This is a genomic window from Pseudomonas sp. TTU2014-080ASC, from assembly GCF_001446935.1.
In the GTDB taxonomy this organism is placed as follows: Bacteria; Pseudomonadota; Gammaproteobacteria; order Pseudomonadales; family Pseudomonadaceae; genus Aquipseudomonas.
Genome location: NZ_LKKK01000002.1, coordinates 759412 through 781844, shown reverse-complemented (window position 1 = coordinate 781844; position 22433 = coordinate 759412). Strand labels below are relative to the sequence as shown.

Genomic DNA, 22433 nt, shown 5'->3' with positions numbered 1-22433 from the left:
CTTTCTCCAGCAAATCTGACGAAACCGTACCAGCTGAGCGTTTCCCGGGAACTTCTACCTTCGTCGCAGCCGTGACTTATGGGTCATCAACTTCGTCTGCATAGTCATCCAAATGCCAATGCGTACGCTGCATTGAGGACCGAGGTCCTGATGTAATGCGTCCCAGAGCTGAAACAAGCTGCTACAGATTCAACTGAGCTTGAGTGGCGCCATTTTCTGAAGGAGTGATCGAGTGACTTCTCGCCTACCTGTAATTGTTGGTTTTGGTGGTTATAACGCTGCAGGACGCAGTTCGTTCCACCACGGTTTCCGCCGCACAGTGCTGGAGTCCATGGACAGCCATGCGCGCCAACAAACTTTGGGCGGTCTGGCTCAGATGATGAAACTGGTGACCGTGGTTGATGGCCAGTACCGCGATCAGAATGACCAACCGCTTAGCCTCGCTGAGATTGAGAGCCGCTACGCCGAGCAAATTCTGGCAGGCACTCTGGTGCGCCGCATCGAAGCCCAGCACCTGGACCCTGATGCAGCCTTCTGGCAGAAAAACATCAGCATCAGCCCCAGTGAAGGCAGCAGCATCAGCTTCGTGACTCAACGCAAACAGCTGCCAGAGCCACTGCCTGAAAACTGGTCTGTGCAAGAACTCAACGCCAGTGAAGTGCAAGTTACCCTGCATGACAGCTGCGACTTCAAGGTCAACAGCTACCGCCCCCTGGCAGTGAAATCTGCCGGTCAGCTGCCGACAGGCTTTGAGCCAACAGAACATTACAACTCACGCTTCCACCCGCGCGGCCTGGCTATGACCGTGGTTGGCGTGACTGACGCCCTGCGCTCGGTGGGCATTGAGTGGCAACAGATCGCCCAGCAGCTGCCGCCTGACCAAATCGCAGTATTCGCCGGTAGCGTCATGAGCCAGCTGGACGACAACGGCTACGCCGGCATGATGCAGTCGCGCCTCAAGGGCGGCCGCGTTACCGCCAAACAACTCGCGCTGGGCCTGAACACCATGCCCGCCGACTTTATCAACGCCTACGTACTCGGCAGTGTCGGCACCACTGGCAGCATCACCGGTGCCTGCGCCACCTTCCTGTACAACCTGCAGAAAGGTATCGAGCAGATTGCCAGCGGTAAGGCCCGCCTGGTCATTGTCGGCAACAGCGAAGCACCGCTGACGCAGGAATGCATCGAAGGCTACGGCGCCATGGGCGCACTGGCCACTGAAGATGGCCTGCGCCAGATCGAAGGCAAAGACGAGGTGGATTTCCGCCGTGCCAGCCGCCCGTTCGGCGAGAACTGCGGTTTCACCTTGGCCGAAGCCTGCCAGTTTGTGGTGTTGATGGACGACGAACTGGCTCTGCAGCTGGGCGCGGATATCCACGGCGCAGTCACTGACGTATTCATCAATGCTGACGGCTTTAAGAAATCCATTTCCGCCCCGGGACCAGGCAACTACCTGACCGTAGCCAAAGCTGTAGCCAGCGCCGTGCAACTGCTGGGCATCGACGCCGTACGTGAGCGCAGCTTTGTCCACGCCCACGGCTCCAGCACCCCGGCCAACCGTGTGACCGAATCGGAAATCCTCGACCGGGTTGCCAGTGCTTTCAACATCAACGCCTGGCCGGTAACGGCGGCCAAGGCATTTGTCGGTCACTCGCTGGCCACCGCCAGTGGCGACCAACTGATCTCCGCTCTGGGCACCTTCAAATACGGAGTTATTCCCGGTATCAAAACAATCGATGCCGTGGCCGATGACGTATTCCAAGATCACCTGAGCATCTCCACTCAGGACCGCAGCTTGCAGCCACAGCAACTGGAAGCCTGCTTCATCAACTCCAAGGGCTTTGGCGGCAACAACGCCAGCGCCGTGGTCCTGGCTCCGCACGTGGCCGAACGCATGCTGCGCAAGCGTCATGGCGAAGCGGTCTTTGCTGATTACGTGAAACGTCGCGAAGTCACCCGTGCGGCCGCTCAGGCGTATGACGAACAAGCGCTGAAAGGCCAGCTGAATGTGATCTACAACTTCGGCAACGACATGATCGATGACAAGCAAATTGAGATCACTCAGGAGCAGATCAAAGTGCCGGGCTTCGAGCAGCCGCTGGTGTATGGCACAGACAGCCGCTACAGCGACATGATCGACTGATAAGCAGCAGTCCAATTAATGAAAATGCCGTAGCCCTGACTGAGGGCTACGGCATTTTTGTTTCGCCTATCAATTATGCGGATCAGTCGGCACCCAAGGCTGGCTTAACCAGCCCTTAAATAGCCTTACCTACCAGCATCAGGCAGCGTTGGCGCTGACACGGGCATTGCCCGGCTGGGTCAGCAGGCTCACCACAAACACCGTTGTGGCATTGAGCAGCACAGCGACCAGGCCGATATTGAGCGAGTAAACGCTCAGCTCGCCGAAGTACATGGCAAATACTGCCGCAACACCAACCAGCAACCCGGCCAACACCCCCGCCGTCGTCGCGCGCTTGAAGAACAGAATGGCCAGCAGTCCCGGCAGCATCTGACCAAACCCGGCATAAGCCGTGTTCATAAGATTGAGCATCAGACTCGGCAGAACCACAGTCAGAATCATGGAGATAATCAGGTAAGCGATGATCACCATCTGTGACAGACGCTTTTGCGAAGCCAATGGCACGTTGCTGACGATATTGCGGGTAAAGATGCCGCCCACGGTCAGGGAAATCACCGAAATCAGAATCAGCCCGGACAGCGCCGCACCCGCCGCCACAAAACCAATGGCCCAGGACGGCAGCACATCAATTGCTGTTGCGATAAACGCATGGTTAGGGCTTGGCAGCTCAGGCAGAGCGACCATTGCGTAATACGCAGCGGCGATCAGAAAGGGGAACATCAGCATATACAGCGGCATAAAGCGCTTGGCCCGTTTGATCCCCGCCTCAGACTTACTGGTAAACAAGATGGTGATCATAAACGGCAGGCAATAGAACGCTAGCGACTGGAAGACGATGGTGGACATTGAGAACACCACTTCCGCATCGCTGCCATAGGCGATTGAAGCCCCCTTATCCCTTGCTGCCTCGAACAGCGGCCCAACACCGCCAAGCTTGTGAAACGCCGCCAAGCCCACACCGATGATCGCGCCAAACAGCAGAATGTCTTTGAGTACCGCAATCATCGCAGGCGCCTTAACCCCCGAGATGGACACATACAGGTAAGCAATGCCACCGGCGATGATGACTGCAATGCTGGGTGGAATCTCATAGCCCAAGGCATTGAGCGCTACGATCAGGCCCTGAAACTGCATCTGCGCCCACGGCACCAGAAACAGCAAATACAGCAATGCCACAACCAGCTCCAGCGGCCGTGAAGCAAAGCGGCCTTTGAACAGATCCGGAGCAGTCATCGCATCGTACTGCTTACCCGCCCGCCAAATGCGCGGTGCCAGGTAATAGCCCACCGGATAGATCAGCAGCAGAAAGGCCATAAACCAGATGCCGTAGTTAACACCCTTGGCATAAATGCTGCCGGGCAGGCCTATCACAGTGGCAACACTGTAAATTTCGCCCACCGCGAGAAAGAACAGAATGATCACGCCAAAAGAGCGACCACCCACAAGAAAGTCAGCCACATCGGCCTTTTTCGCCTGACGGTTGACATAAAACGCCATAGCCAAAGAAAAGGCGATGATCGTAAAGAAGATTAAAGCGGCCATGATTCGTCACCTCTGTCCGTTACTGATCGGCGTAGTCTTTTTTGTCGATTTGCCAAGCCACAGAAATACAAGCTGAGGCAAGGAAGAACCAAAGAAAGACCCAGAAGTACAAAGGCGGAAAACCGAGGATAAAGTCCTTACTGAACCTGAAGTAATAGATACCCGACAGCACGCTGATGTAGGGCAGAACCAAGCCGATACAAAAGCTCAATAGCCTAATTTTCATAGCACGTCCCTTTATTATGATTGTCAGTGGATTGACTCGCTCTAGCCCTTACCGACCTCTCTTAATAGAAGATTCATCTAACGGAATTGGGCAGTAATAGCTGAGCTGACAACAGATCAACCAACGCCCTGCGGCGTGCGTGAGAACAGCTCAGACGCGTCTACGGCGGAGGTATAGGCCAGATTCTGGCCAGTCCACCCAGACCTGCGAAAGGATGTTTTTTGTTGCTTAGGCTGAGGAAAATCCTTGCGGCGTCCGCAACCATGCATGAGCTGCCGCTCTGCGGCAGTAAGCCTGCGCACAGCTGCCCTTCAATTAAGAAGATGGCCAGTCAAAACTAGGTATTCAGACGCAAAGATCGCCCCTGCTAAGGCAGCGATCTTTACAGAGGTGACTTCAGTCGAGAATTGGCACAGTCAAACCGACCACTCAGCCCAAATGACGGGCCAGAGCAATCAGGTCCGTGCGCCATGCAGCCGATGCCGGCAGTGCCAGAAAGTAGGGATTAAGCATAGATTCGCGGGCTTCGTAGGTCAGTGCCTCGCCCTGCAGGGTCAGCACTTCACCGCCAGCCCCTTCCAGCACCCCTTGAGCTGCAGCGGTGTCCCACTGCGATGTCGGTGCCAGACGTGGATAACAATCCGCCTTGCCTTCGGCCAGCAAGCAGAACTTCAATGAGCTGCCGACATTGGCCAGTTTCAACTCGCCAAAGCGTTCAGCCAGACCTTGCAACAGACGCTCTTGTTCAGGACTTGAATGGCGCTTACTGGCGACCAGCGTAAAGGCTTCTGCCGGAGCCTCACGTACTTGGATCGCCTGCGGCTCACCGCCCTCTTCACAAGCAAACGCGCCCAAACCAGCGCCACCGTAATAGCAGCGACCGGTAGCCGGAATCCCGACCACGCCGAACACCACCCTGCCGCGCTCGATCAGGGCAATATTCACGGTGAACTCGTCAGAGCCAGAGATAAACTCCTTGGTGCCGTCCAGCGGGTCGACCAGCCACCATCGCTGCCATTGCTGACGTTGGCTGAGGGCAATATCAGCGGCTTCTTCCGACAACACCGGCACATCCGGGAACAGCTCACGCAGACCTGCATCCAAAATATGGTGGGCGGCCATATCGGCTGCCGTGACCGGCGATGCGTCAGCCTTGTTCATTACCTCAACATCAGCGCGCCAGAACGGCAGGGTGGCAGCACCTGCTTTGCGGGCCAACGCGACCAGCGCGGCGATCTGCTCCTTGTTCAACACTTCACTCACAGGCTGAAACTCCCGCGCTTGATCAATAGGTCGCGGGCCAGATACAGAGCTGCCAATGCGCGCCCTTCGGTGAACTGCGGGTGCTCCACCAAACTGGACAGCTCGCGCAGGTTTATCTTGTCCAAGCCCATCGGCTCAGGCTCATCGCCCGGCAAGCGTTCTTCATAGAGGTCCCAGGCCAGCACCACCTGAATTTTCTGGCTCATGTAACCCGGTGACAGGCTCAGTTCAGCGAGAAACTCCAGGTTATGCGCACCAAACCCGGCCTCTTCCTTTAGCTCGCGATTCGCGGCTTCCAGCACCTCTTCACCCGGCTCGATCAAGCCTTTGGGCAGCGACAGTTGGTAATCATCGGTGCCGCCGCAATACTCCTCGACCAGCAGTGCATGCTCGGCATCTGCCATGGCCACAACCATCACCGCACCATAACCGGTGCCTTTGCCCACCAAGCGCTCATAAGTACGCTCAACCCCGTTGCTGAAACGCAGCTGCAGCTGTTCCACACGGAATAAACGGCTGCTGGCTACAATCTCGCGGGCGAGAACTGTGGGCTTCTGGCGCATGGTGCTGCTCCTGAGGATGACTTAACGGGCTATCATAACGCGGCTAATCCTATTATCTGCGTCAGATATTGCACGAAGTCGTCATACGGTCTGTTCGAAAGATTTCTCGCACCGGGACTTGCACCCGGCTCTGGTGCTACTGATGATCTGCCAAAGCCCCGATACCGCGCCCTGCGCCTCTGTGAAGATCGCCTGAATGCCTGCCTTGCCCTGGAATGAAATTGATACCGTCCTGCTGGATATGGACGGCACACTGCTGGACCTGCACTTTGACAACCATTTCTGGCTGGAACACCTACCCCAGCGTTACGCCGAACACCACGGCATTAGCCGCGAGCTGGCGGATGCCGAGCTGATCCCGTTGTTTCGCGAACATGCAGGCAAGCTGAGCTGGTATTGCACCGACTTCTGGAGCCGCGAGCTGAATTTGTCGATCCGTGATCTCAAGCGCGAAGTGGCCCACCTGATCGCCCTGCGCCCGGACGCAGACACTTTCCTCGCAGCTATCCGCAATGCCGGAAAAAAGGTTGTGCTGATCACCAATGCGCACCGCGATTCGCTGTCGCTGAAGATGGAGCGGGTTGAGCTAGCACCCTATTTCGACCGCCTGATCAGCTCCCACGACTACGGTTTTCCGAAAGAGGAGCAGCAGTTCTGGCATGCCCTGCAACAGGACTTCCCGTTTGACCCGGCTCGCAGTCTGTTTATTGATGACAGCCTGCCTATTCTGCGCAGTGCGGGAAGATTCGGCGTGGCCCACCTGCTCGCAGTCCGTCAGCCTGACAGCCGCGGCGCGATGAAAGAGACGGAAGAATTTGACGCAGTAGAGGACTACCGCCAGTTGGTAAGCGGTTTGTAAGACAGCTAAACAGGCGGCCTTTGCGGCCGCCTGTCCGGATTCCAGTTATTCCGGAATACGCAGCACCTGCCCCGGATAGATTTTGTCCGGGTGAGTCAGCATCGGCTTATTAGCCTCAAAAATTTTCGGGTACAGATTGGCATTGCCGTACTCAGCCTTGGCAATCGCGCTCAGGGTGTCGCCCTTCTTCACGGTGACAAAGCGCGCGGCAGCAGCCGGAGAGGCCACTGTGATCTGGTCGTCCACTTCAGACACACCCGCCACGTTACCCAATGCCAGCAGAATTTTTTCCTTCTCCTCCTGAGTGGCCACTTCACCCTTGGCGATCACTTTCTCGCCTTCCACAGTGACCTGAATGTTCGGGTTACCCAGACCAACCTGCTTCACGTGCTCGGTCAGCGACTCGGCAGCCTGTGCCTCTTGGCCAACCAGTGACTCCCACAGCTTGGTACCTGCTTCTTTAACGAATGAGAACAGACTCATAAGGTTTCCTCTTAATCCTTGGAAATTGACCGGAGCACCCGGAAGAAGAAGTCTAGTCCGAAAACTCTTAAATTTCCGCCACTCTGTGCCCACCACCACCAAACCCTTGCCAACCATGGCCGGCGAGGCAGTCCAGAGGTTTTATCGGTCGAAGATTTCGAACAATTATTTCGCCATAACAGCAGGTCAAAACCCTTGAACAGCTCGTCAGTCACGGCGTTTACTGCGGACTTAGGAAAGATCTGACAGGCAAATGCGATGGAAACCGCCAGCCTTTCGAGCCGATTCAGAACCTGAAATCAAGGCGCTGTTCCTGAGCCCGGAGCTGATAAAAAGGAGATTTATCATGTCTGGAAAAAGCAGAGCTGCCGGCCTCGGCTCTCAATATGCCCTCCCTCATGTACTGATGTTCCCGGACCAACTTCCGGTATTCGTTGAAAAGTTCAGCACGGTCTTCGACGGGACGTCCGCCCCAATCAGCAATCTGAACCTGGCCCCGGTTCCTGCTGAAATGCAATTCACTGATCTCCACACCCGCGTAGGAGCCATTTCAGCTCAGGCCTATAAAGACAACGCTCCGCCATTCCCGATGGGGAAAGAAAGCGTCGGTTTTGCTGTGGTGGATATGGATAAAGCACTTGAAGCCGCACAGCGCGCCGGGGCCAAGGTATTGCGTCGTTGGATGGTCGGCAGCAACTCCGAAGCCATGCTCGAGTGGCCAGGCAGTGTACGTTTGCAGTTCTACTCCTACGCAGGTGAAGCCCCGGAGATCCCGATCCGCGACTCGGTGTCCAACACGCGCTACTACCTGAGCTACGAAAGTGCCGCCACATTTATCAGCAGTTTTCTGGAGGCAACCGACGGCGAACGTGTCAGTGATGCGTATTACCCATCAGAAGAAATCGGCATTGCCCAAGGCGCATTCCGTAGGGTCCAAATCGAATCCTCACTGGGCAATGTCAACGTCATAGGCATTACAGCCAGATTGTGGGAGCAGCTGGTTTACCCCTACACCAACATCAAAACCGACTTTGATGTGGATGACCTTGATGCCGTTATGGAAAAGGCCAGGCAGGCAGATGTGGATGTACTGATCCGACCTGAATACACCGACCCACACTACCGGCGTGCGGTACTGCGTTTTCCCGGAGAGTACGTAATCGAGGTTCGCCAGAAACCCAACCTGTTTACCTGACCCCATTTCTCTTGCAGGGCAGGCCCTGATAGCTGCTCCTTCCGCCCCGCTTTCCCCCTGAATCCGTCCAAGTGTGCACACCTCACAAACGCCTGTGCCACCTGCATCTAAAGCGAAATAAGAGTTCTGAAAAGGAGTCCAGACGAGCACCTTCAACCAACAGCCACCAAGCTCTGACCATGTTAATTGCGTCAAGGAAACAGTCTCCGAAGGAATCGGAGCGGTTCAGCAGAAACCATTAGACCCAAGCCTGAGAGGTCCACCGTGAACCAAGAAGACGAAGGAAAACCGTGCGCGTCCAGAAGGACGTTTTTTAAAAACACCCTGACGCTGATTCCACTCAGCGTAGTGGCCAGCCAGGTTCCGGGGCTTGTTTCAGCAGCCACGAGTGAACCGGCTAGACCGGTAGCAGAATCCACCCCGCCATCGCCTTATACACCCGTGTTTTTCAACGACCTTGAATGGTCCTTTATCCATGCGGCCTGCGCCCGCCTGATTCCCAGTGATGAGCTGGGGCCCGGAGCCGTTGAAGCAGGTGTTCCAGAGTTCATCGACCGGCATATGCAAAGCGGCTACGCAGCCGGTGATATCTGGTACTTGCAGGGGCCCTTCCAGGAAGCGGGACCGGAGTTCGGCTATCAGGGCAAATTGCCGCCGCGCGATATTTTGCGGGTCGGCATTGCCGGGCTGGACGCATGGTGCAAGCAGACGTTCGCCGGTAAGCGTTTCAGCGAGCTGAGCAACGACGAGCAGGACAGCATCCTGAAGAAACTGGAAGCAGGCGAGATCAAAACCGAAGGCGTACCGGCCAAGGTGTTCTTCAGCCACTTGCTCAACGAAACCTTCTACGGGTTCTTCTCCGATCCCCAATACGGCGGCAATAAGGACATGGTCGGCTGGAGAATGGTGGGCTACCCCGGCGTACGCGCTGACTTCATGGATTGGGTTGATCAGACTTCCAAACCTTATCCGCTTCCCCCTGTAAGCATGTCCGGTCGGAGAGGCTGATATGGCGATTAAAGAAAAAGTCGATGCGGTAATCGTTGGCATGGGCTGGACCGGCGCCATTCTGGCCAAGGAACTGACTGATGCAGGGCTCAAGGTTGTAGCGCTGGAGCGCGGTGCTGACCGCGACACTTACCCGGACTTTGTGTACCCCAAAGTCAATGATGAACTTGCCGGTTCCGTGCACCGCAAATACCTGCAAAGCCTGAGCAAAGAGACCCTGACCATCCGCCATAACCTGTCCCAGGTTGCTGTTCCGTACCGGCAGATGGGCTCCTTTAAGCCGGGCGACGGTGTGGGCGGCGCAGGCACGCACTGGTCGGGCTGCCACTTCCGCGCCCTGCCGGAAGACCTCAACCTGCGTTCCAATTACGAAAGCCGTTACGGCAAAGGCTTTATCCCCAAAGAGATGACGATTCAGGACTTCCCGGTGACCTACGAGGAGCTTGAGCCGCATTTCGATCACTTTGAGCAGGTCTGCGGCACGTCCGGTCAGGCCGGCATCATCAACGGCCAGCCGATTGCCGGTGGCAACCCGTTCGAGGGTTCGCGCAGCAGGCATTTCCCGCTGGCCGCAAACCCCGACTACCTCGGCGGCAAAGCCTTCGCCAAAGCTGCCAAAGAGTTCGGCTATCACCCGTATCCGATCCCGGCTGCAAATGCTTCGGCAGCCTATAAAAACCCTTACGGCTGCCAGCTCGGCCCCTGCAACTTTTGCGGATTTTGCAGTGACTACGGCTGCCTGAACTACTCCAAGGCCAGCCCCAATGCCTGCATCCTGCCAGTGCTGCGCCAGCGCAGTAACTTTGAGCTACGGCCCAATTCTCAGGTCCTCAAAGTCAACCTGGACAGCGACCGTAGAAAGGCCACTGGCGTCACCTATCTGGATGCCTCCGGGCATGAGCAGGTACAGCCTGCCGATCTGGTCATTCTGGCTGCGTTCTCATACCTGAACGTCCACCTGATGTTGCTGTCCGGCATCGGCAAACCTTACGACCCGCTTACCGGCGAAGGCGTGGTCGGCAAGAACTACACCTACCAAAACCTGACCCGGATGACCCTGTTCTTTGACAAGAGCGTGCAGGGCAACCCCTTTATCGGGATTGGCGGAGCCGGTCAGGTGATTGATGACTTCAACGGCAACCAGATCGACAACGCCAGGCTCGGCTATCTGGGAGGCAGCGTTTTGTGGGCACGCCAGCCCGGCAGCGGACCTGTGCGCGGCATCAGCCTCCCACCGGGCAGCCCGAAATGGGGCAGTGCCTGGAAGAAGGCCGCGCAAGATAGCTTCCGCCATCAGTTTTACTGGGAGGTTCAAGGGGCCAACATGGCCTATCAGGACTGCTACCTGGACCTCGACCCGACTTACAAAGATGCCTACGGCCGCCCGCTGCTACGGATGACCTTCGACTGGAAAGAAAACGAGATCAAAGCCAACCAGTACATGGTCGGCAAACTCGAAGAAATGGCCCGCAGCCTCAACCCGCTGGCCATCACCGCCGATGCCAAAAAGCCCGGCGAGCATTACAACACCACGCGCTATCAGAGTACCCACACCTGCGGTGGCGCGATCATGGGCGACAACCCCAAAACCAGCGCGGTAAACCGCTACCTGCAATCTTGGGATGTCTCCAACGTGTTTGTGATGGGCGCGTGCGCGTTCCCGCAAAACAACGGCTACAACCCGACCGGCATGGTGGGGGCACTGGCTTACTGGTCCGCGAAAGCGATTCGCGAGCAGTACCTGAAGTCTCCCGGCCCATTGGTCCACGCGTGAGGAACAGCACCATGATGAATGTTCGCAACTCGCTGGTTGTGGCCAGCCTGCTGTTTGCCCCTGTTTTGTGGGCAAATGAACTCACTAACCCGGACCTGATCAGCAAAGGCGAATACCTTTCCAGAGCCGGCGACTGCGTGGCCTGCCACACCGCAAAAGGCGGAAAACCATACGCAGGCGGCCTACCGATGGCCACACCGATCGGTACGGTTTACTCGACCAACATCACCCCTGATCCGGCCACCGGTATCGGTAACTTTTCACTGGAAGATTTCGATAAAGCGGTCCGTCACGGCATCGCAAAAGACGGCTACACCCTGTATCCGGCCATGCCTTACCCGTCGTATGCAAAAGTGACGGATGAGGACATCAAAGCCCTCTATGCCTACTTCATGAAAGGTGTTGAACCGGTTGCCCAGAGCAACCGTGAGACAGACATACCCTGGCCCCTCTCCATGCGCTGGCCACTGAGCATCTGGCGAACGCTGTTTGCTCCTGAAGTCGCAGCCACCCCAACCTCAGGTGAAATAGAGGATGCCCAGCTAGAACGAGGCGCCTACCTGGTTCAGGGGCTGGGTCATTGCGGTAGCTGCCACACGCCACGCGCTCTGACATTACAGGAGAAAGCACTGGATGACAGCGATCCGGCCTATCTGTCCGGCGGGCAGGTAATCGACGGCTGGGTGGCGATCAACCTGCGCGGCAACACTGGAGACGGGCTGGGCACTTGGAGCGAGGAAGACATCATTGAAACCCTGAAAAATGGTCGCAATGACCACTTTTCATCTATAGGAGCCATGAATGATGTGATCCAGCACAGCGGTCAACACTTCACGGATACAGACCTGCTGGCCATAGCCCAATACCTGAAATCACTCCCCGCTACGGAAGATGCCGCCGAGCTATTCAAAGCTAGTGATGAAACCGCCACCACCCTGCGTGCCGGGGGCCAGCCCAATCGCGGCAGCGAGCTTTACGTGGACAACTGCGCAGCCTGCCACCGCACCGATGGTCTGGGGGCCAGCGGGGTATTCCCACGGCTTGCCGGGAACCCTTCCGTGCTCAGTGGCGATCCCAGTTCAATGATTCGGGTGATTCTCAACGGCAGCCGATTGCCATCCACGAAACAGGCTCCGTCTGATCTGGTCATGCCTGATTTCGGCTGGCGTCTGAGCGATGAAGAGGCAGCGCAACTGGCCTCCTTCATCCGCACTAGCTGGGGCAACAAGGCAGCTGAAGTCAGCACCAGTGACGTCAGAGCTATCCGCAAAGCCATCAGCGAAGAGCACGAAAACCCGATGCTCAGCCGTGCCTATCCGAGTCAGCAACACTGACCTACAGACACCACCGCCTGCAACGGGCGGTGGTGTCTGCCTGCTCAGCCGAAGCACTGCTAGAATCCCCTCCTTTGCGTACTTGGCAAGGTGTCGGGATGGATATCAAGCAACTGAAGTTTCTCATCGCGCTGGATGAAACCCGGCATTTTGGCCAGGCCGCCGCCCGTTGCCACATTACCCAACCGACGCTGTCCATGCGGCTGCGCCAACTGGAAGAAGAGCTGGGCTTTGAACTGGTACGCCGCGGCCAGCGCTTTGAAGGATTTAGCCCCGAAGGCGAGCGCATTCTGGCCTGGGCGCGCAGCGTGATGGCCGCCCATGACGGCCTGCATGCGGAGGCTGCAGCCTGTCGCGGCCAACTGATCGGCACCTTGCGTCTGGGCGTGGTGCCGCTGGCCGGAATCGACCCGATGACACTGGTTCAGGCTTTTGCCCATGAGCACAGCGGCCTGAACTTCCGCCTGTTCTCTCTAAGCAGTGAGCGAATCCTCGAAGGACTGCAAAGCAATCAGTTAGATCTGGGTATCTCTTATCTGGATCGGCTTGATCGCGAGCATTTCGACAGCATCGAACTGGCCGACACACGTATGGGCCTGCTGTATGACCAGCGCCACTTCCAGTTTGAACAGCAGTCCATGACCTGGGACCGACTGACCGAGCTGCCGCTGGGGCTCCTGACCAGCGGCATGCATTTTCGTCAGTCCATTGATCACAACTTCCGCTCACGCGGGCTGAGCCCTTCGCCTAAGCTGGAAACAGACGCCGTGCACCAGCTTCTGCAAGCCGTAAACGCCGGTCTGTGCTGCGCCATAATGCCCATGAACAGCGGCCTACATGAGATCACCCGGCATCAGGCACTCATACCTATCGAAGACGCCCACACCCTTTCGCCGCTCGGCCTGATCATCCGCAAAAGCGATCCCCGCTCAGCCCTGGCAGCGGCCTGTTTCGAAGAAGGCCGCAATTTCGCCAAGGCATAATCGCCAAGTAGCGACTGATACAGCACCTTAATAGATACCCTCGATCACAAAATCAGAAGCGACAATTAGACGCACCCTAAGCGGCACTCTAGGCTTGCAGCATCACCTGCAAGCTGCGAAGTGACCACCTTATGCCACGCCACGCAAGCGCTACGCACGTACCCGCTAAACTGCCCGCGCCAAGCTACAGTTACGCTGCTCTGGAAAACCCTGAGCAAGCCGAAACCACTGCACTTGCAGAAGAGTGTGCGCTGGCCATTAGCTACAACGGCCTCAGCCATAGCGTGATGATGGTCACACCATCGGATCTGGAAGACTTTGTCTATGGATTCAGCCTCAGCAGCGGCCTGACCGCCTCAATCGACGACATCTATGATGTCACCCTGACAGCCACTGAACATGCTTATGCGGCTGAAGTTGAGGTCAGCAGTCGGGCGTTTTGGGCCCTCAAAGAACAGCGCCGAACCCTGGCTGGCAATACCGGCTGCGGCCTGTGCGGAGTGGAGGCGCTAGAGCAGGCGCTGCCGCAGATCACGCCGCTAAGACCGTCCAACTTACCGCCTGCCGCCCACCTGAGCGGTTTGCGTGAGCGCATTGAAGACGCGCAAACCCTGGCCCAATACAGCGGTGCCGTACATGCCGCATTGTTTGTTGATGAACAGGGCGATATCCGCCTGTGCCGAGAAGACATTGGCCGCCACAACGCCCTGGACAAACTGATCGGTGCCCTGCAACGCACCGGCACAACAACAGATTCAGGGTTCGCAGTGGTTACCAGCCGCTGCAGCCTGGAACTTATCCACAAGGCGCTGCGGGCCAATATCGGCACCCTGGTCAGCCTCTCCGCCCCTACCAGCCTCAGCGTGCAATGGGCGCGGCAACATAATCTCAACCTTATTCATTTGCCTAAACACAGTGCGCCCCGGGTCTACAGCCCAGTTGCACAGGGAGTCATGCGCCCATGAGCCTGCAAACCAACAAGCCCCGCTATCAACCTTACTCTGGCCCGGCAGCCGGCTGGGGAGCACTGCGCAGCGTCACGCAGTTCTGGCTGGACAGTAAGCAGCCGTTCAAAAACCTGCGCGCCCTGCTCAAAACCAACCAGCACGGCGGCTTCGACTGCCCCGGTTGCGCCTGGGGTGACTCGCCGGAAGACGGCCATATCAAGTTCTGTGAAAACGGTGCCAAAGCGGTCAACTGGGAAGCCACCAAACGCCGCGTAGACGATGCCTTCTTCGCCCGCTACAGCGTCAGCCAACTGCGCGAGCAGTCCGACTACTGGCTTGAGTATCAGGGCCGCCTGACCGAGCCGATGCGCTATGACCGCGCCACAGACCGCTATCGTCCCATCAGCTGGGACGATGCCTTTGCCCTGATCGCCCAACACCTGAACGCGCTGGAAAGCCCCAATCAAGCTGAGTTTTACACCTCTGGCCGGGCCAGCAATGAAGCCGCCTATCTGTATCAGCTGTTTGTCCGCGCCTTTGGCACGAACAACTTTCCGGATTGCTCGAACATGTGCCACGAGGCCAGCGGTGTGGCGCTAGGCCAAAGCGTTGGCGTCGGTAAGGGCACCGTGACGTTTGATGATTTCGAGCACAGCGACGCGATTTTCGTGCTCGGACAGAACCCCGGCACCAACCATCCGCGCATGCTGGAACCGCTGCGTGAAGCGGTTCAGCGCGGTGCTCAGGTGGTCTGTTTCAACCCGCTCAAGGAGCGAGGACTTGAGCGTTTCCAACACCCACAAAATGCGCTGGAAATGCTCACCAACGGCTCCGAGCCACTCAACACCGCCTTCTTCCGCCCTGCGTTGGGCGGTGATATGGCGGCGATTCGCGGCATCGCCAAGTACCTATTGCAGTGGCACCGCGAAGCGTTGGCCAACGGCGAAGCGCCGGTGTTCGATCTGGACTTTATTGCCGGGCACACCGACGGCGTGGATGACTATCTGGCCCTGCTGGATGACACCTCGTGGGACTCGCTGGTGGAACAATCCGGCCTGACCCTGGATGAGCTTAAACACGCAGCCCTGCTTTATCGCCGCGCCGAGCGCGTGATCATCTGCTGGGCCATGGGTATTACCCAGCACCATCACTCCGTGGCGACCATTCAGGAGATCGTTAACCTACAGCTGTTGCGCGGCAACGTCGGTCGGCCCGGCGCGGGCCTGTGCCCGGTACGTGGGCACAGCAACGTGCAGGGTGATCGCACCATGGGCATCAACGAACGGCCACCGCTGGCGTTCCTTGAGGCGCTGGAACAACGCTTCAAGTTTCAGGTGCCGCGCCGGCATGGCCACAACGTGGTGGAAGCCATCAACGCCATGCTCGACGGTCAGGCCAAAGTGTTTATCGGCCTGGGCGGCAACTTTGCCCAAGCCACACCAGACAGCCCGCGCAGCCACAAAGCCCTTAGCAACTGCGCACTGACCGTGCAGATCAGCACCAAGCTCAACCGCAGCCACCTGACACCGGGCACCGATGCGTTGATCCTGCCGTGTCTTGGACGTACCGATATTGATATGCAGGCCAGCGGCCCGCAGGCCGTAACCGTGGAAGACTCATTCAGCATGATTCACGCGTCCTACGGCCAGCTTCAGCCGCTGTCAAAGCAGATGCGCTCGGAGCCTGCGATCATTGCCGGCATCGCTAAAGCCACACTGGGCAATCACCCGGTTAACTGGGATGAGCTGATTGCCGATTACAGCCGTATCCGCGAACTGATTGCCGACACCATTCCCGGCTTTACCGACTTCAACGAGCGGGTGAAACACCCTGGCGGGTTCTACCTCGGTAACTCAGCGGGTGCGCGCAACTGGAAGACGGCTACAGGCAAGGCCAACTTCAAACCTAACCAGCTGCCGAATGACCTGCTGCCTGAGCAGGTTCGTCAGACCGGCCAAAAGCCTGATCTGATCCTGCAAACCCTGCGTTCCCACGACCAGTACAACACCACCGTGTATGGCCTGAACGACCGTTACCGTGGCGTTTCCGGGCAACGCGACGTACTGTTCGCCAACGAGGCCGACATTCTCCGTCTGGGCTACAAACCCGGACAGAAAGTGGATGTTGAAGCCATCTGGAATGACGGCATTGAGCGCAAAGTAACCGGCTTTACCTTGCTCGCCTTCGATATTCCCGGAGGCCAGGCTGCCGCCTATTACCCGGAGGCCAACCCGCTGGTACCGCTTGAAAGCTACGGCACCGGCAGCTTTACCCCAACCTCCAAGTTCGTGGCAATCCGCCTGTCGCACGCTGCTGCAACGGCCCGAATCGTCTAGATCGGGCCTCACACCAAAGGCCTAAAAAATTTCACCGGCGGTACGGAATTTTCCGAAGATACGTGCTCTAAGGCTTTAACTGGGCCGCACTTGAAGCAGCCCGGAGCGGTAGCTCCAAAGCACCGCGTGCTCATTTATCTGAGAAGGATTGCCGTATGCGTACGTTAATTTCTGCAATGTTGTTCAGCGCCCTGGCCGCCCCGATGGCCTTCGCCGGCGACACTGGCAAAGTAGCCCTAGGCAGCGGTGTGGGTGGAGTGCTGGGTAATGTGATCGGCCAGCAAGTAGGCGGCAGCACCGGTGCGGCCATTGGTGCTGGCTTAGGCGGTGCTGCAGGCGGTGTGATCACTGCCCGCGATGGCAACAAAACTGAAGCTGCTCTGGGCGGTGGCCTGGGCGCCGCGGGTGGTTCTGTTGTCGGCGGCAAGGTCGGTGGCAGCACTGGCTCAACCATTGGTGCAGGCCTTGGCGGTGCAGCTGGTGGCGCGCTGGCCAATGAGATCGCCAAAGACAACAGCCGTGATGACCATCATCACTACAACCGTGGCCACAAGCACGGCAAAAAGAAGCACAAGCGTCATCACTAAGATCAATGGCGGACTCGGCGTATAGCTGGCGAGTCCGCCGTCTCACTGCCCGTCACAGGCAGTGGGCAACTTGGCCTTGTGCCCCCCTCTTTCAACTCATCCATTAATTCTTCAAGAACGCACCTGCCTCTCTGTACCGGCACTTACAGGCCATACCCAATGAATGAGTTTTTCTCATAAACACGCCATAAATATGGTTTGAGTGACTGCTCAGCGGCCCATAAATTCTGCCCCCACAACAACAATGTGAGGTGCTGAATCATGCCAACTGCGTCCCTGCAACCGACTGCTACCAACGACAATCCACGCCAAGCCTGCTGGAAGGAATACCGCGAGCGCGCGCTGACTGCCGGTCGCGCTTTTGTTGAAGCTGTCGAAGCAGTAGTCCCCGTCATCGCCGAGGGCCGCTTCGAGTCTGAAGCCAATGGCCGAGTGCCGGACAAAACCGTTCAGGCCATGGTCGATGCAGGCGTATTCCGCACCTTCACTCCGCTGCAATACGGCGGCCTGGAAATTGATCCGGCGTCGTTCTTTGAAGGCATCATGAAAATCGGTGCAGCAGACAGCTCCGCAGCTTGGATTGCCGGCCAGCTGAACTGCCACGCATTCGAAATCGCCCTGATGAGCAAGCGCATGCAGGACGAGTTCTGGGCAACTGGCCCGGACACCCGAGCCTCCAGCTCCTACGCCCCAATCGGCAAGCCAGAAAAAGTTGAAGGCGGCTACCTGCTTAACGGCGTATGGACCTTCTCCAGCGGTGTTGATCACGCGCAGTGGGTCATCCTCGGCGGCGGCGCGCGCAACTTCGTAGTACCGGTCAGTGACCTGACCATCGACCACAACAGCTGGGACGTTTCCGGCCTCAAAGGGACTGGCAGTAAGGCCCTGACAGTTAAAGACGTGTTCGTTCCGGACTACCGCATCCACGAACTGGTCGACACTTACAACGACGCTAACCCAGGCTGGGAAGTGAATAACCGCCCTCTGTACTGGATGTCGTTCCTGGGAATTTTCAACTCCACTGCCACTAACACAGTGATTGGTACAGCAACCTGCGGCATCGATACCTTTATCGAGCAGTCCCGTGTACGTCTGACCCGTCAGGGCACCGGTGCTCCGATCGCTCAGAACCCGTTCCTGCACCTGAAACTGGCGGACGCGCTGACCAAGGTTAATGGTGTGCGTGAGCGTCACCTGAACAACTGGAAACAGCTGTTCGAAACCGCTTGCCGCGGTGAAGAAGCTACGCCGCTTGAGCGCATGCGCGTCCGTTTCGAGTCCGCCGATGCCAACGCCACCTGCTTCGAGACCATCGCTCAACTGTGGCCGATCGCAGGCGCTGCTGCCTCCGCTTCGAACAACGTCCTGCAAATTGTTTTCCGCGACCTGATGGCCGCCCGTAACCACGGTTCTGCTGGCCGCGAGCTAGCTGCCGGGCAGTACATCAAAACCATGTTCGGCATGGAGCCCGCGCCCTTCTGCGACTTCGGCACATTGGCCTACTACAAGTAAGCCAGCCCTTGCGGTGGTGCGTCCACGCAACGCACCACCGCGCCGAAGCGTCAGCGCTTGCGCAGACAATCTATAAAAACAGCCCTGACGCAGGTCCGGGCAAGGATTTCTGTTATGCCACATTCTGTTGCCCCCGAAGCTGATTCACGCCTGCTTGAACAAGGCAATCCGCTTGAGGATTCACGCGCCTTCCGCCGCACACTCGGTCAGTATCCAACGGGCGTTTCGGTCATCACTGCACAGCATGGTGACAAACGCGTCGGGATGGCCGCCAACTCGTTTGCAGCTGTATCGCTCAACCCGGCACTGGTGTTGTGGTCGGTCCGCTGTGAATCCTCCAGCGCCGCCACCTTTATGGAAGCCAGCCACTTTGCCGTCAGCGTGCTGGCAGCCGATCAGGTTGAAGTTTCCCAGCTGTTTGGCTCCGCCCATGAAGAACGTTTCAATCTGGTGCCCTGGACCGCAGGTGCCGGCAATGCGCCGCTGATTGATGGCGCGATTGCGCACTTCCAGTGCCGTCTGGTGAAAGTCTATGAAGGCGGTGATCACTGGATTCTGTTGGGTCAGGTTGAGCATTACGCACGCTTTAGCGGTGAACCGCTGCTGTTCGCCCAAGGCCAATATGCTGTCACCCAGAACCATCCGCAGCTGAGTCAGTCGCAAGCCGTCAGCAGTACCCAAAGTGGCAATGACGACATGCTGTTCACCAGCCTGCTGAGCAACACCAGCCAGCATCTGTCGCACCTGTTCCAGGCTCACCGTGAAGAACTGGGTGTGACCCGCGCCACCTCGCGCCTGCTCAATCTGCTCTCAGCCGGTGCCGCCGCGCAGGATGCCATTGAGCACGAAACGCTGCTGGGGCGCGGCGCGATTGAAGATGCGCTGAATGAGCTGATCAAACAGGGTTTTGTTCAGGCCAACGCCGGGGAATATTCCCTGACTGCAAGCGGCCTGGAAAAGCGTCAGGCACTGGTTGCCCGCGCTACCGAATTTACCCACGAGCAACTTGCCGGCATCCCGGAATCGGATATTGCTGCCGCCAAGCGGGTACTGCAGAAACTGCTCGCCAATTGAGTGCTCAGTGCTTCACACCTTGCCCCCTTTTCAGGGGGCTTTTTTATGCCTGCCGCCTGGGTTTTTACAATTGAATGCCGCGTATCAGGCAGGGAGATAAGGCCAAGCCTTATCCACCAAAGCGATCCTCAGTTACTCAGACCTGCGCCAAACCGCCTCGGTTTGCAGGCGGCAGTCTTCCGCCTGCTGCATCAGCCACTCTTTAAACACCCGCACCTTGTAATCACTGTCGGCACCCGGTGCATGGGTGGTGCAATAACCTCGGGCCGAGTCGAATGTATGCGGTACAGCCAGCACCAGCCGGCCGCTTTCCAGCTCGTTCTGAAACAGAAACAGCGGCACCAGCGCAAAGCCCAGCCCAGCCATGGCCGCCTCTGCTAATAACATCAACTGATAGAAACGCGGTGCCACACCGAGGTCGGGGGCCGGCAAGTCGTAATGCTCGAAATACTCCGCCCAAAAGCCACTGCTCGGCGTATGGGTCAGCAGCGGCCCCGTCAACAGATCCGCAGGGTTATTAAGCTCACGCGAGGCTTTCAGCGAGGGTGAACAGACAACGCCCATCAGGTTACCCACAGGCAGAAAATCACACACCACGCCCGGCCAGTTACCGGTGCCGTAGCGAATCATCAGATTGGCTTTATCAGCCGCCTGTGCAACCTCAGCCTCACCGCCAAGAATGTGCACATCAATGTGAGGATATTGTTTCTGAAAAGACGGCAGGCGCGGCATCAGCCAGCGAATGGCAAAGCCTGAATTGACCACCAGTTGCAAAGCAACATTGGCCTGTTCCTGATGCAGTTTGCGAGTCGCATCTTCGATCAGTTGAAGCGCCTGGCTGACATCTTCGTAGTAAGACTGCCCGGCCTGCGTCAGGGTGATAAAGCGGCCATTGCGGTTGAACAGCTGGACACCTAACTCCTGCTCCAGCGCCTGCACCATCCGGCTGACTGCGCCTTGTGTCACATGCAGCTCCTGCGCCGCCACGGTGAAACTTTGAGCACGTGCAGCTGCCACAAAACTGCGGATGGCATTGAGCGAAGGTAATCGGTGCATACAGCCTCTATCTCACATCAAAAACAGCAAACACTATACCGGCTAAGCGCACAAAAGCCCGCGTGGCATAGCCAGGCGGGCTCTTGTTTAGCTTACTGAGTATCAGGCCGGGTTGGCTTGAGCATCAGCAATCTTCTTGTTGTGTGCATCGTTGTCACGCTCCTGCTGCTCCAGCGCTGGGCGCAGGTGACGCAGGGAGTAACGCAGAACAAAGAACGCAACAATACTGGCCGAGGTGGTCACGATCATCAGCGACTTACCGAGTGCTTGTTGGTCACCGAACACGAAGTCAGTGAACGACGCAACGATAGTCGGCGCCAGACCGGCAGCTACAGTGGCGGTCACGAACATGAAGATCGCAGTGGTCTGACCACGCATGTTGTTCGGCATCAGCAGCTGAATGGTCGCAGCAATGTAGAGCAGGAACGATACCAGCACCACATCAACCACGGCGTACATCGCCATGAACCAGTACGGGTTGCTCATGCTGAAGGAAACGATTGCCAGTGGCGGAGTGATCGCCAGCAACCAGGTGTAGAAACGTACGTGCGCATCACGCACACCACGCTTGTACAGCCAGTCGATGATCACACCCTTGAACAGAATGCTCGAGGCACTGATCACGTTAATGATGCCCATGATTGGCGCGTACTCTTTCGGCGTCCAACCAAACTCACGGGTGATGTAAGTCGGCACCCAGCTGACCAGACTTGCAGCCGCTACCGCCGCCATGGCGAAGCCCAGCAGCAGGCTGATGAACAGCGGCTTGTTCTGGCCCATGTACTTGAACACGTTGACGCCGTCTGTAGCCGGTTTAACGTGGTTCTTACGCGCAGGCTCTTTAAAGGTGAAGGCCAGCAGCGCCAGCAGAATGCCAGGCACACCGATCAGCACCATCGCCAGACGCCAGGAGGTCAGCTCACCCACAATCGGCAATACCATGCCATCGTGCGAAGCCGAGTAGGCAATCACCCAGCCACCGACCGCGAAGGCAAACGCGGTACCGACTTTAGGGCCCATGCCGAAGATCGACAGCGCGGTGGTCATGCGCTCTTTCGGGAACTTGTCAGCAATCAGCGAATAAGCCGCTGGTTGCAGTGCCGCTTCACCCGCGCCTACCCCCATACGCGAGGCGAACAGGAACGGGAAGGTTTTCGACAGGCCAGTCATGATGGTCGCAGCGGACCAGAACACGATGCCGCCAAAAATTACGCCACGACGGGAGAAACGATCCGTCATCCAGCCCAGCGGGTAACCGCACAGACCAAAGCAGATAGCGAATGCAGGGCCGAGCAGCAGACTGATCTGGAAGTCAGTTAAGCCCAAATCCTTCTGGATCGGGATCACCAGCATGTTGATGACCAGACGATCCAGAATCGAGATGACATAGAACAGCAGCAGTACGCCGACCATCCACCAGGGTTCAACACGCTGCCACCAGGACTGATGCAGCGGCGGTATTGGTTTGCCAGACATACGAATACTCCGTAGTTATTTTTATCAGGCGGTATTACCCGCAACAGGTGCACGGGTGTGCACCTGCGCAGC

19 protein-coding genes are annotated in these 22433 nt (G+C 57.5%); 12 read left to right on the top strand and 7 right to left on the bottom strand.

Annotated elements, in window-relative coordinates; genetic code table 11:
* The first annotated feature begins 232 nt into the window (after positions 1-232).
* Positions 233-2143 carry a beta-ketoacyl synthase gene (locus AO726_RS09070; RefSeq protein ID WP_058067740.1) on the top strand — a complete coding sequence of 637 codons (1911 nt, stop codon included), beginning with the start codon at positions 233-235 and terminating at the stop codon, positions 2141-2143.
* Positions 2144-2281: 138 nt separating this feature from the next.
* Here the strand turns inward: AO726_RS09070 and AO726_RS09065 are convergent, their stop codons facing one another.
* From AO726_RS09065 to nudE, 4 genes are all read right to left on the bottom strand, one after another.
* On the bottom strand, positions 2282-3685 hold the full coding sequence (locus AO726_RS09065; protein WP_058067739.1) for a sodium:solute symporter family protein: 1404 nt from the start codon (positions 3683-3685) through the stop codon (positions 2282-2284).
* A 19-nt stretch (positions 3686-3704) separates the two neighbouring features.
* The gene (locus AO726_RS09060; RefSeq protein WP_058067738.1) at positions 3705-3911 is read right to left on the bottom strand and encodes a DUF3311 domain-containing protein; all 207 of its coding nucleotides are present in this window, start codon (positions 3909-3911) and stop codon (positions 3705-3707) included.
* Positions 3912-4340: 429 nt separating this feature from the next.
* Positions 4341-5174 (bottom strand): 3'(2'),5'-bisphosphate nucleotidase CysQ, encoded by an 834-nt coding sequence (gene cysQ / locus AO726_RS09055; RefSeq protein WP_446737415.1) that lies wholly within the window; start codon positions 5172-5174, stop codon positions 4341-4343.
* The gene (gene nudE / locus AO726_RS09050; protein ID WP_058067737.1) at positions 5171-5737 is read right to left on the bottom strand and encodes an ADP compounds hydrolase NudE; all 567 of its coding nucleotides are present in this window, start codon (positions 5735-5737) and stop codon (positions 5171-5173) included. Before nudE ends, cysQ begins: the two co-directional genes overlap by 4 nt.
* 196 nt (positions 5738-5933) lie before the next feature.
* On the opposite strand from nudE, the gene yrfG reads away from it, so the two are divergent.
* Positions 5934-6596, top strand: coding sequence for a GMP/IMP nucleotidase (gene yrfG, locus AO726_RS09045; RefSeq protein WP_058067736.1), 663 nt, complete (start codon positions 5934-5936; stop codon positions 6594-6596).
* Between the two features lie 45 nt (positions 6597-6641).
* Here yrfG and lysM read toward each other — a convergent pair whose 3' ends face one another.
* Entirely contained in the window at positions 6642-7079 is a 438-nt protein-coding gene (gene lysM / locus AO726_RS09040) for a peptidoglycan-binding protein LysM (protein ID WP_058067735.1), read from the bottom strand.
* A 346-nt stretch (positions 7080-7425) separates the two neighbouring features.
* On the opposite strand from lysM, the gene AO726_RS09035 reads away from it, so the two are divergent.
* The 10 genes from AO726_RS09035 (at position 7426) to AO726_RS08990 (ending at position 19829) form a co-directional block, all read left to right on the top strand.
* Positions 7426-8274: a VOC family protein gene (locus AO726_RS09035; protein ID WP_058067734.1), complete on the top strand. Its 849-nt coding sequence runs from the start codon at positions 7426-7428 to the stop codon at positions 8272-8274.
* Between the two features lie 264 nt (positions 8275-8538).
* On the top strand, positions 8539-9282 hold the full coding sequence (locus tag AO726_RS09030; RefSeq protein WP_058067733.1) for a gluconate 2-dehydrogenase subunit 3 family protein: 744 nt from the start codon (positions 8539-8541) through the stop codon (positions 9280-9282).
* A gap of 1 nt (position 9283) precedes the next feature.
* Positions 9284-11056: a GMC family oxidoreductase gene (locus tag AO726_RS09025; protein WP_058067732.1), complete on the top strand. Its 1773-nt coding sequence runs from the start codon at positions 9284-9286 to the stop codon at positions 11054-11056.
* Positions 11057-11067: 11 nt separating this feature from the next.
* Complete coding sequence (locus AO726_RS09020; RefSeq protein ID WP_082629095.1) at positions 11068-12390, top strand: c-type cytochrome; 1323 nt, start codon at positions 11068-11070, stop codon at positions 12388-12390.
* 98 nt (positions 12391-12488) lie between these two features.
* Positions 12489-13373 carry a LysR family transcriptional regulator gene (locus tag AO726_RS09015; protein WP_058067731.1) on the top strand — a complete coding sequence of 295 codons (885 nt, stop codon included), beginning with the start codon at positions 12489-12491 and terminating at the stop codon, positions 13371-13373.
* Between the two features lie 131 nt (positions 13374-13504).
* Positions 13505-14338 carry a formate dehydrogenase accessory sulfurtransferase FdhD gene (gene fdhD, locus AO726_RS09010; protein WP_058067730.1) on the top strand — a complete coding sequence of 278 codons (834 nt, stop codon included), beginning with the start codon at positions 13505-13507 and terminating at the stop codon, positions 14336-14338.
* The gene (locus AO726_RS09005; protein WP_058067729.1) at positions 14335-16656 is read left to right on the top strand and encodes an FdhF/YdeP family oxidoreductase; all 2322 of its coding nucleotides are present in this window, start codon (positions 14335-14337) and stop codon (positions 16654-16656) included. Before fdhD ends, AO726_RS09005 begins: the two co-directional genes overlap by 4 nt.
* Before the next feature lie 155 nt (positions 16657-16811).
* On the top strand, positions 16812-17243 hold the full coding sequence (locus AO726_RS09000; RefSeq protein WP_058067728.1) for a glycine zipper domain-containing protein: 432 nt from the start codon (positions 16812-16814) through the stop codon (positions 17241-17243).
* Between the two features lie 261 nt (positions 17244-17504).
* Positions 17505-18755, top strand: a complete 1251-nt coding sequence (locus tag AO726_RS08995) for an acyl-CoA dehydrogenase (protein ID WP_058067727.1) — start codon at positions 17505-17507, stop codon at positions 18753-18755.
* A 114-nt stretch (positions 18756-18869) separates the two neighbouring features.
* Positions 18870-19829 carry a flavin reductase family protein gene (locus tag AO726_RS08990; RefSeq protein ID WP_058067726.1) on the top strand — a complete coding sequence of 320 codons (960 nt, stop codon included), beginning with the start codon at positions 18870-18872 and terminating at the stop codon, positions 19827-19829.
* Between the two features lie 132 nt (positions 19830-19961).
* On the opposite strand, the gene AO726_RS08985 is transcribed toward AO726_RS08990, so the two are convergent.
* Positions 19962-20885 carry a LysR substrate-binding domain-containing protein gene (locus AO726_RS08985; RefSeq protein ID WP_058067725.1) on the bottom strand — a complete coding sequence of 308 codons (924 nt, stop codon included), beginning with the start codon at positions 20883-20885 and terminating at the stop codon, positions 19962-19964.
* A gap of 102 nt (positions 20886-20987) precedes the next feature.
* Positions 20988-22361, bottom strand: coding sequence for a spinster family MFS transporter (locus tag AO726_RS08980; protein ID WP_058067724.1), 1374 nt, complete (start codon positions 22359-22361; stop codon positions 20988-20990).
* Between the last annotated feature and the right edge of the window lie 72 nt (positions 22362-22433).

Bases quoted from the DNA above. Each gene is read 5' to 3' on its own strand.
- lysM (WP_058067735.1), bottom strand. From the start codon at position 7,079: ATGAGTCTGTTCTCATTCGTTAAAGAAGCAGGTACCAAGCTGTGGGAG.
- AO726_RS09000 (WP_058067728.1), top strand. From the start codon at position 16,812: ATGCGTACGTTAATTTCTGCAATGTTGTTCAGCGCCCTGGCCGCCCCG.
- yrfG (WP_058067736.1), top strand. From the start codon at position 5,934: ATGCCTGCCTTGCCCTGGAATGAAATTGATACCGTCCTGCTGGATATG.
- AO726_RS09015 (WP_058067731.1), top strand. From the start codon at position 12,489: ATGGATATCAAGCAACTGAAGTTTCTCATCGCGCTGGATGAAACCCGG.
- fdhD (WP_058067730.1), top strand. From the start codon at position 13,505: ATGCCACGCCACGCAAGCGCTACGCACGTACCCGCTAAACTGCCCGCG.
- AO726_RS08980 (WP_058067724.1), bottom strand. From the start codon at position 22,361: ATGTCTGGCAAACCAATACCGCCGCTGCATCAGTCCTGGTGGCAGCGT.
- AO726_RS09020 (WP_082629095.1), top strand. From the start codon at position 11,068: ATGATGAATGTTCGCAACTCGCTGGTTGTGGCCAGCCTGCTGTTTGCC.
- AO726_RS08990 (WP_058067726.1), top strand. From the start codon at position 18,870: ATGCCACATTCTGTTGCCCCCGAAGCTGATTCACGCCTGCTTGAACAA.
- AO726_RS09060 (WP_058067738.1), bottom strand. From the start codon at position 3,911: ATGAAAATTAGGCTATTGAGCTTTTGTATCGGCTTGGTTCTGCCCTAC.
- nudE (WP_058067737.1), bottom strand. From the start codon at position 5,737: ATGCGCCAGAAGCCCACAGTTCTCGCCCGCGAGATTGTAGCCAGCAGC.
- AO726_RS09035 (WP_058067734.1), top strand. From the start codon at position 7,426: ATGTCTGGAAAAAGCAGAGCTGCCGGCCTCGGCTCTCAATATGCCCTC.
- AO726_RS08995 (WP_058067727.1), top strand. From the start codon at position 17,505: ATGCCAACTGCGTCCCTGCAACCGACTGCTACCAACGACAATCCACGC.
- AO726_RS09025 (WP_058067732.1), top strand. From the start codon at position 9,284: ATGGCGATTAAAGAAAAAGTCGATGCGGTAATCGTTGGCATGGGCTGG.
- AO726_RS08985 (WP_058067725.1), bottom strand. From the start codon at position 20,885: ATGCACCGATTACCTTCGCTCAATGCCATCCGCAGTTTTGTGGCAGCT.
- AO726_RS09005 (WP_058067729.1), top strand. From the start codon at position 14,335: ATGAGCCTGCAAACCAACAAGCCCCGCTATCAACCTTACTCTGGCCCG.
- AO726_RS09065 (WP_058067739.1), bottom strand. From the start codon at position 3,685: ATGGCCGCTTTAATCTTCTTTACGATCATCGCCTTTTCTTTGGCTATG.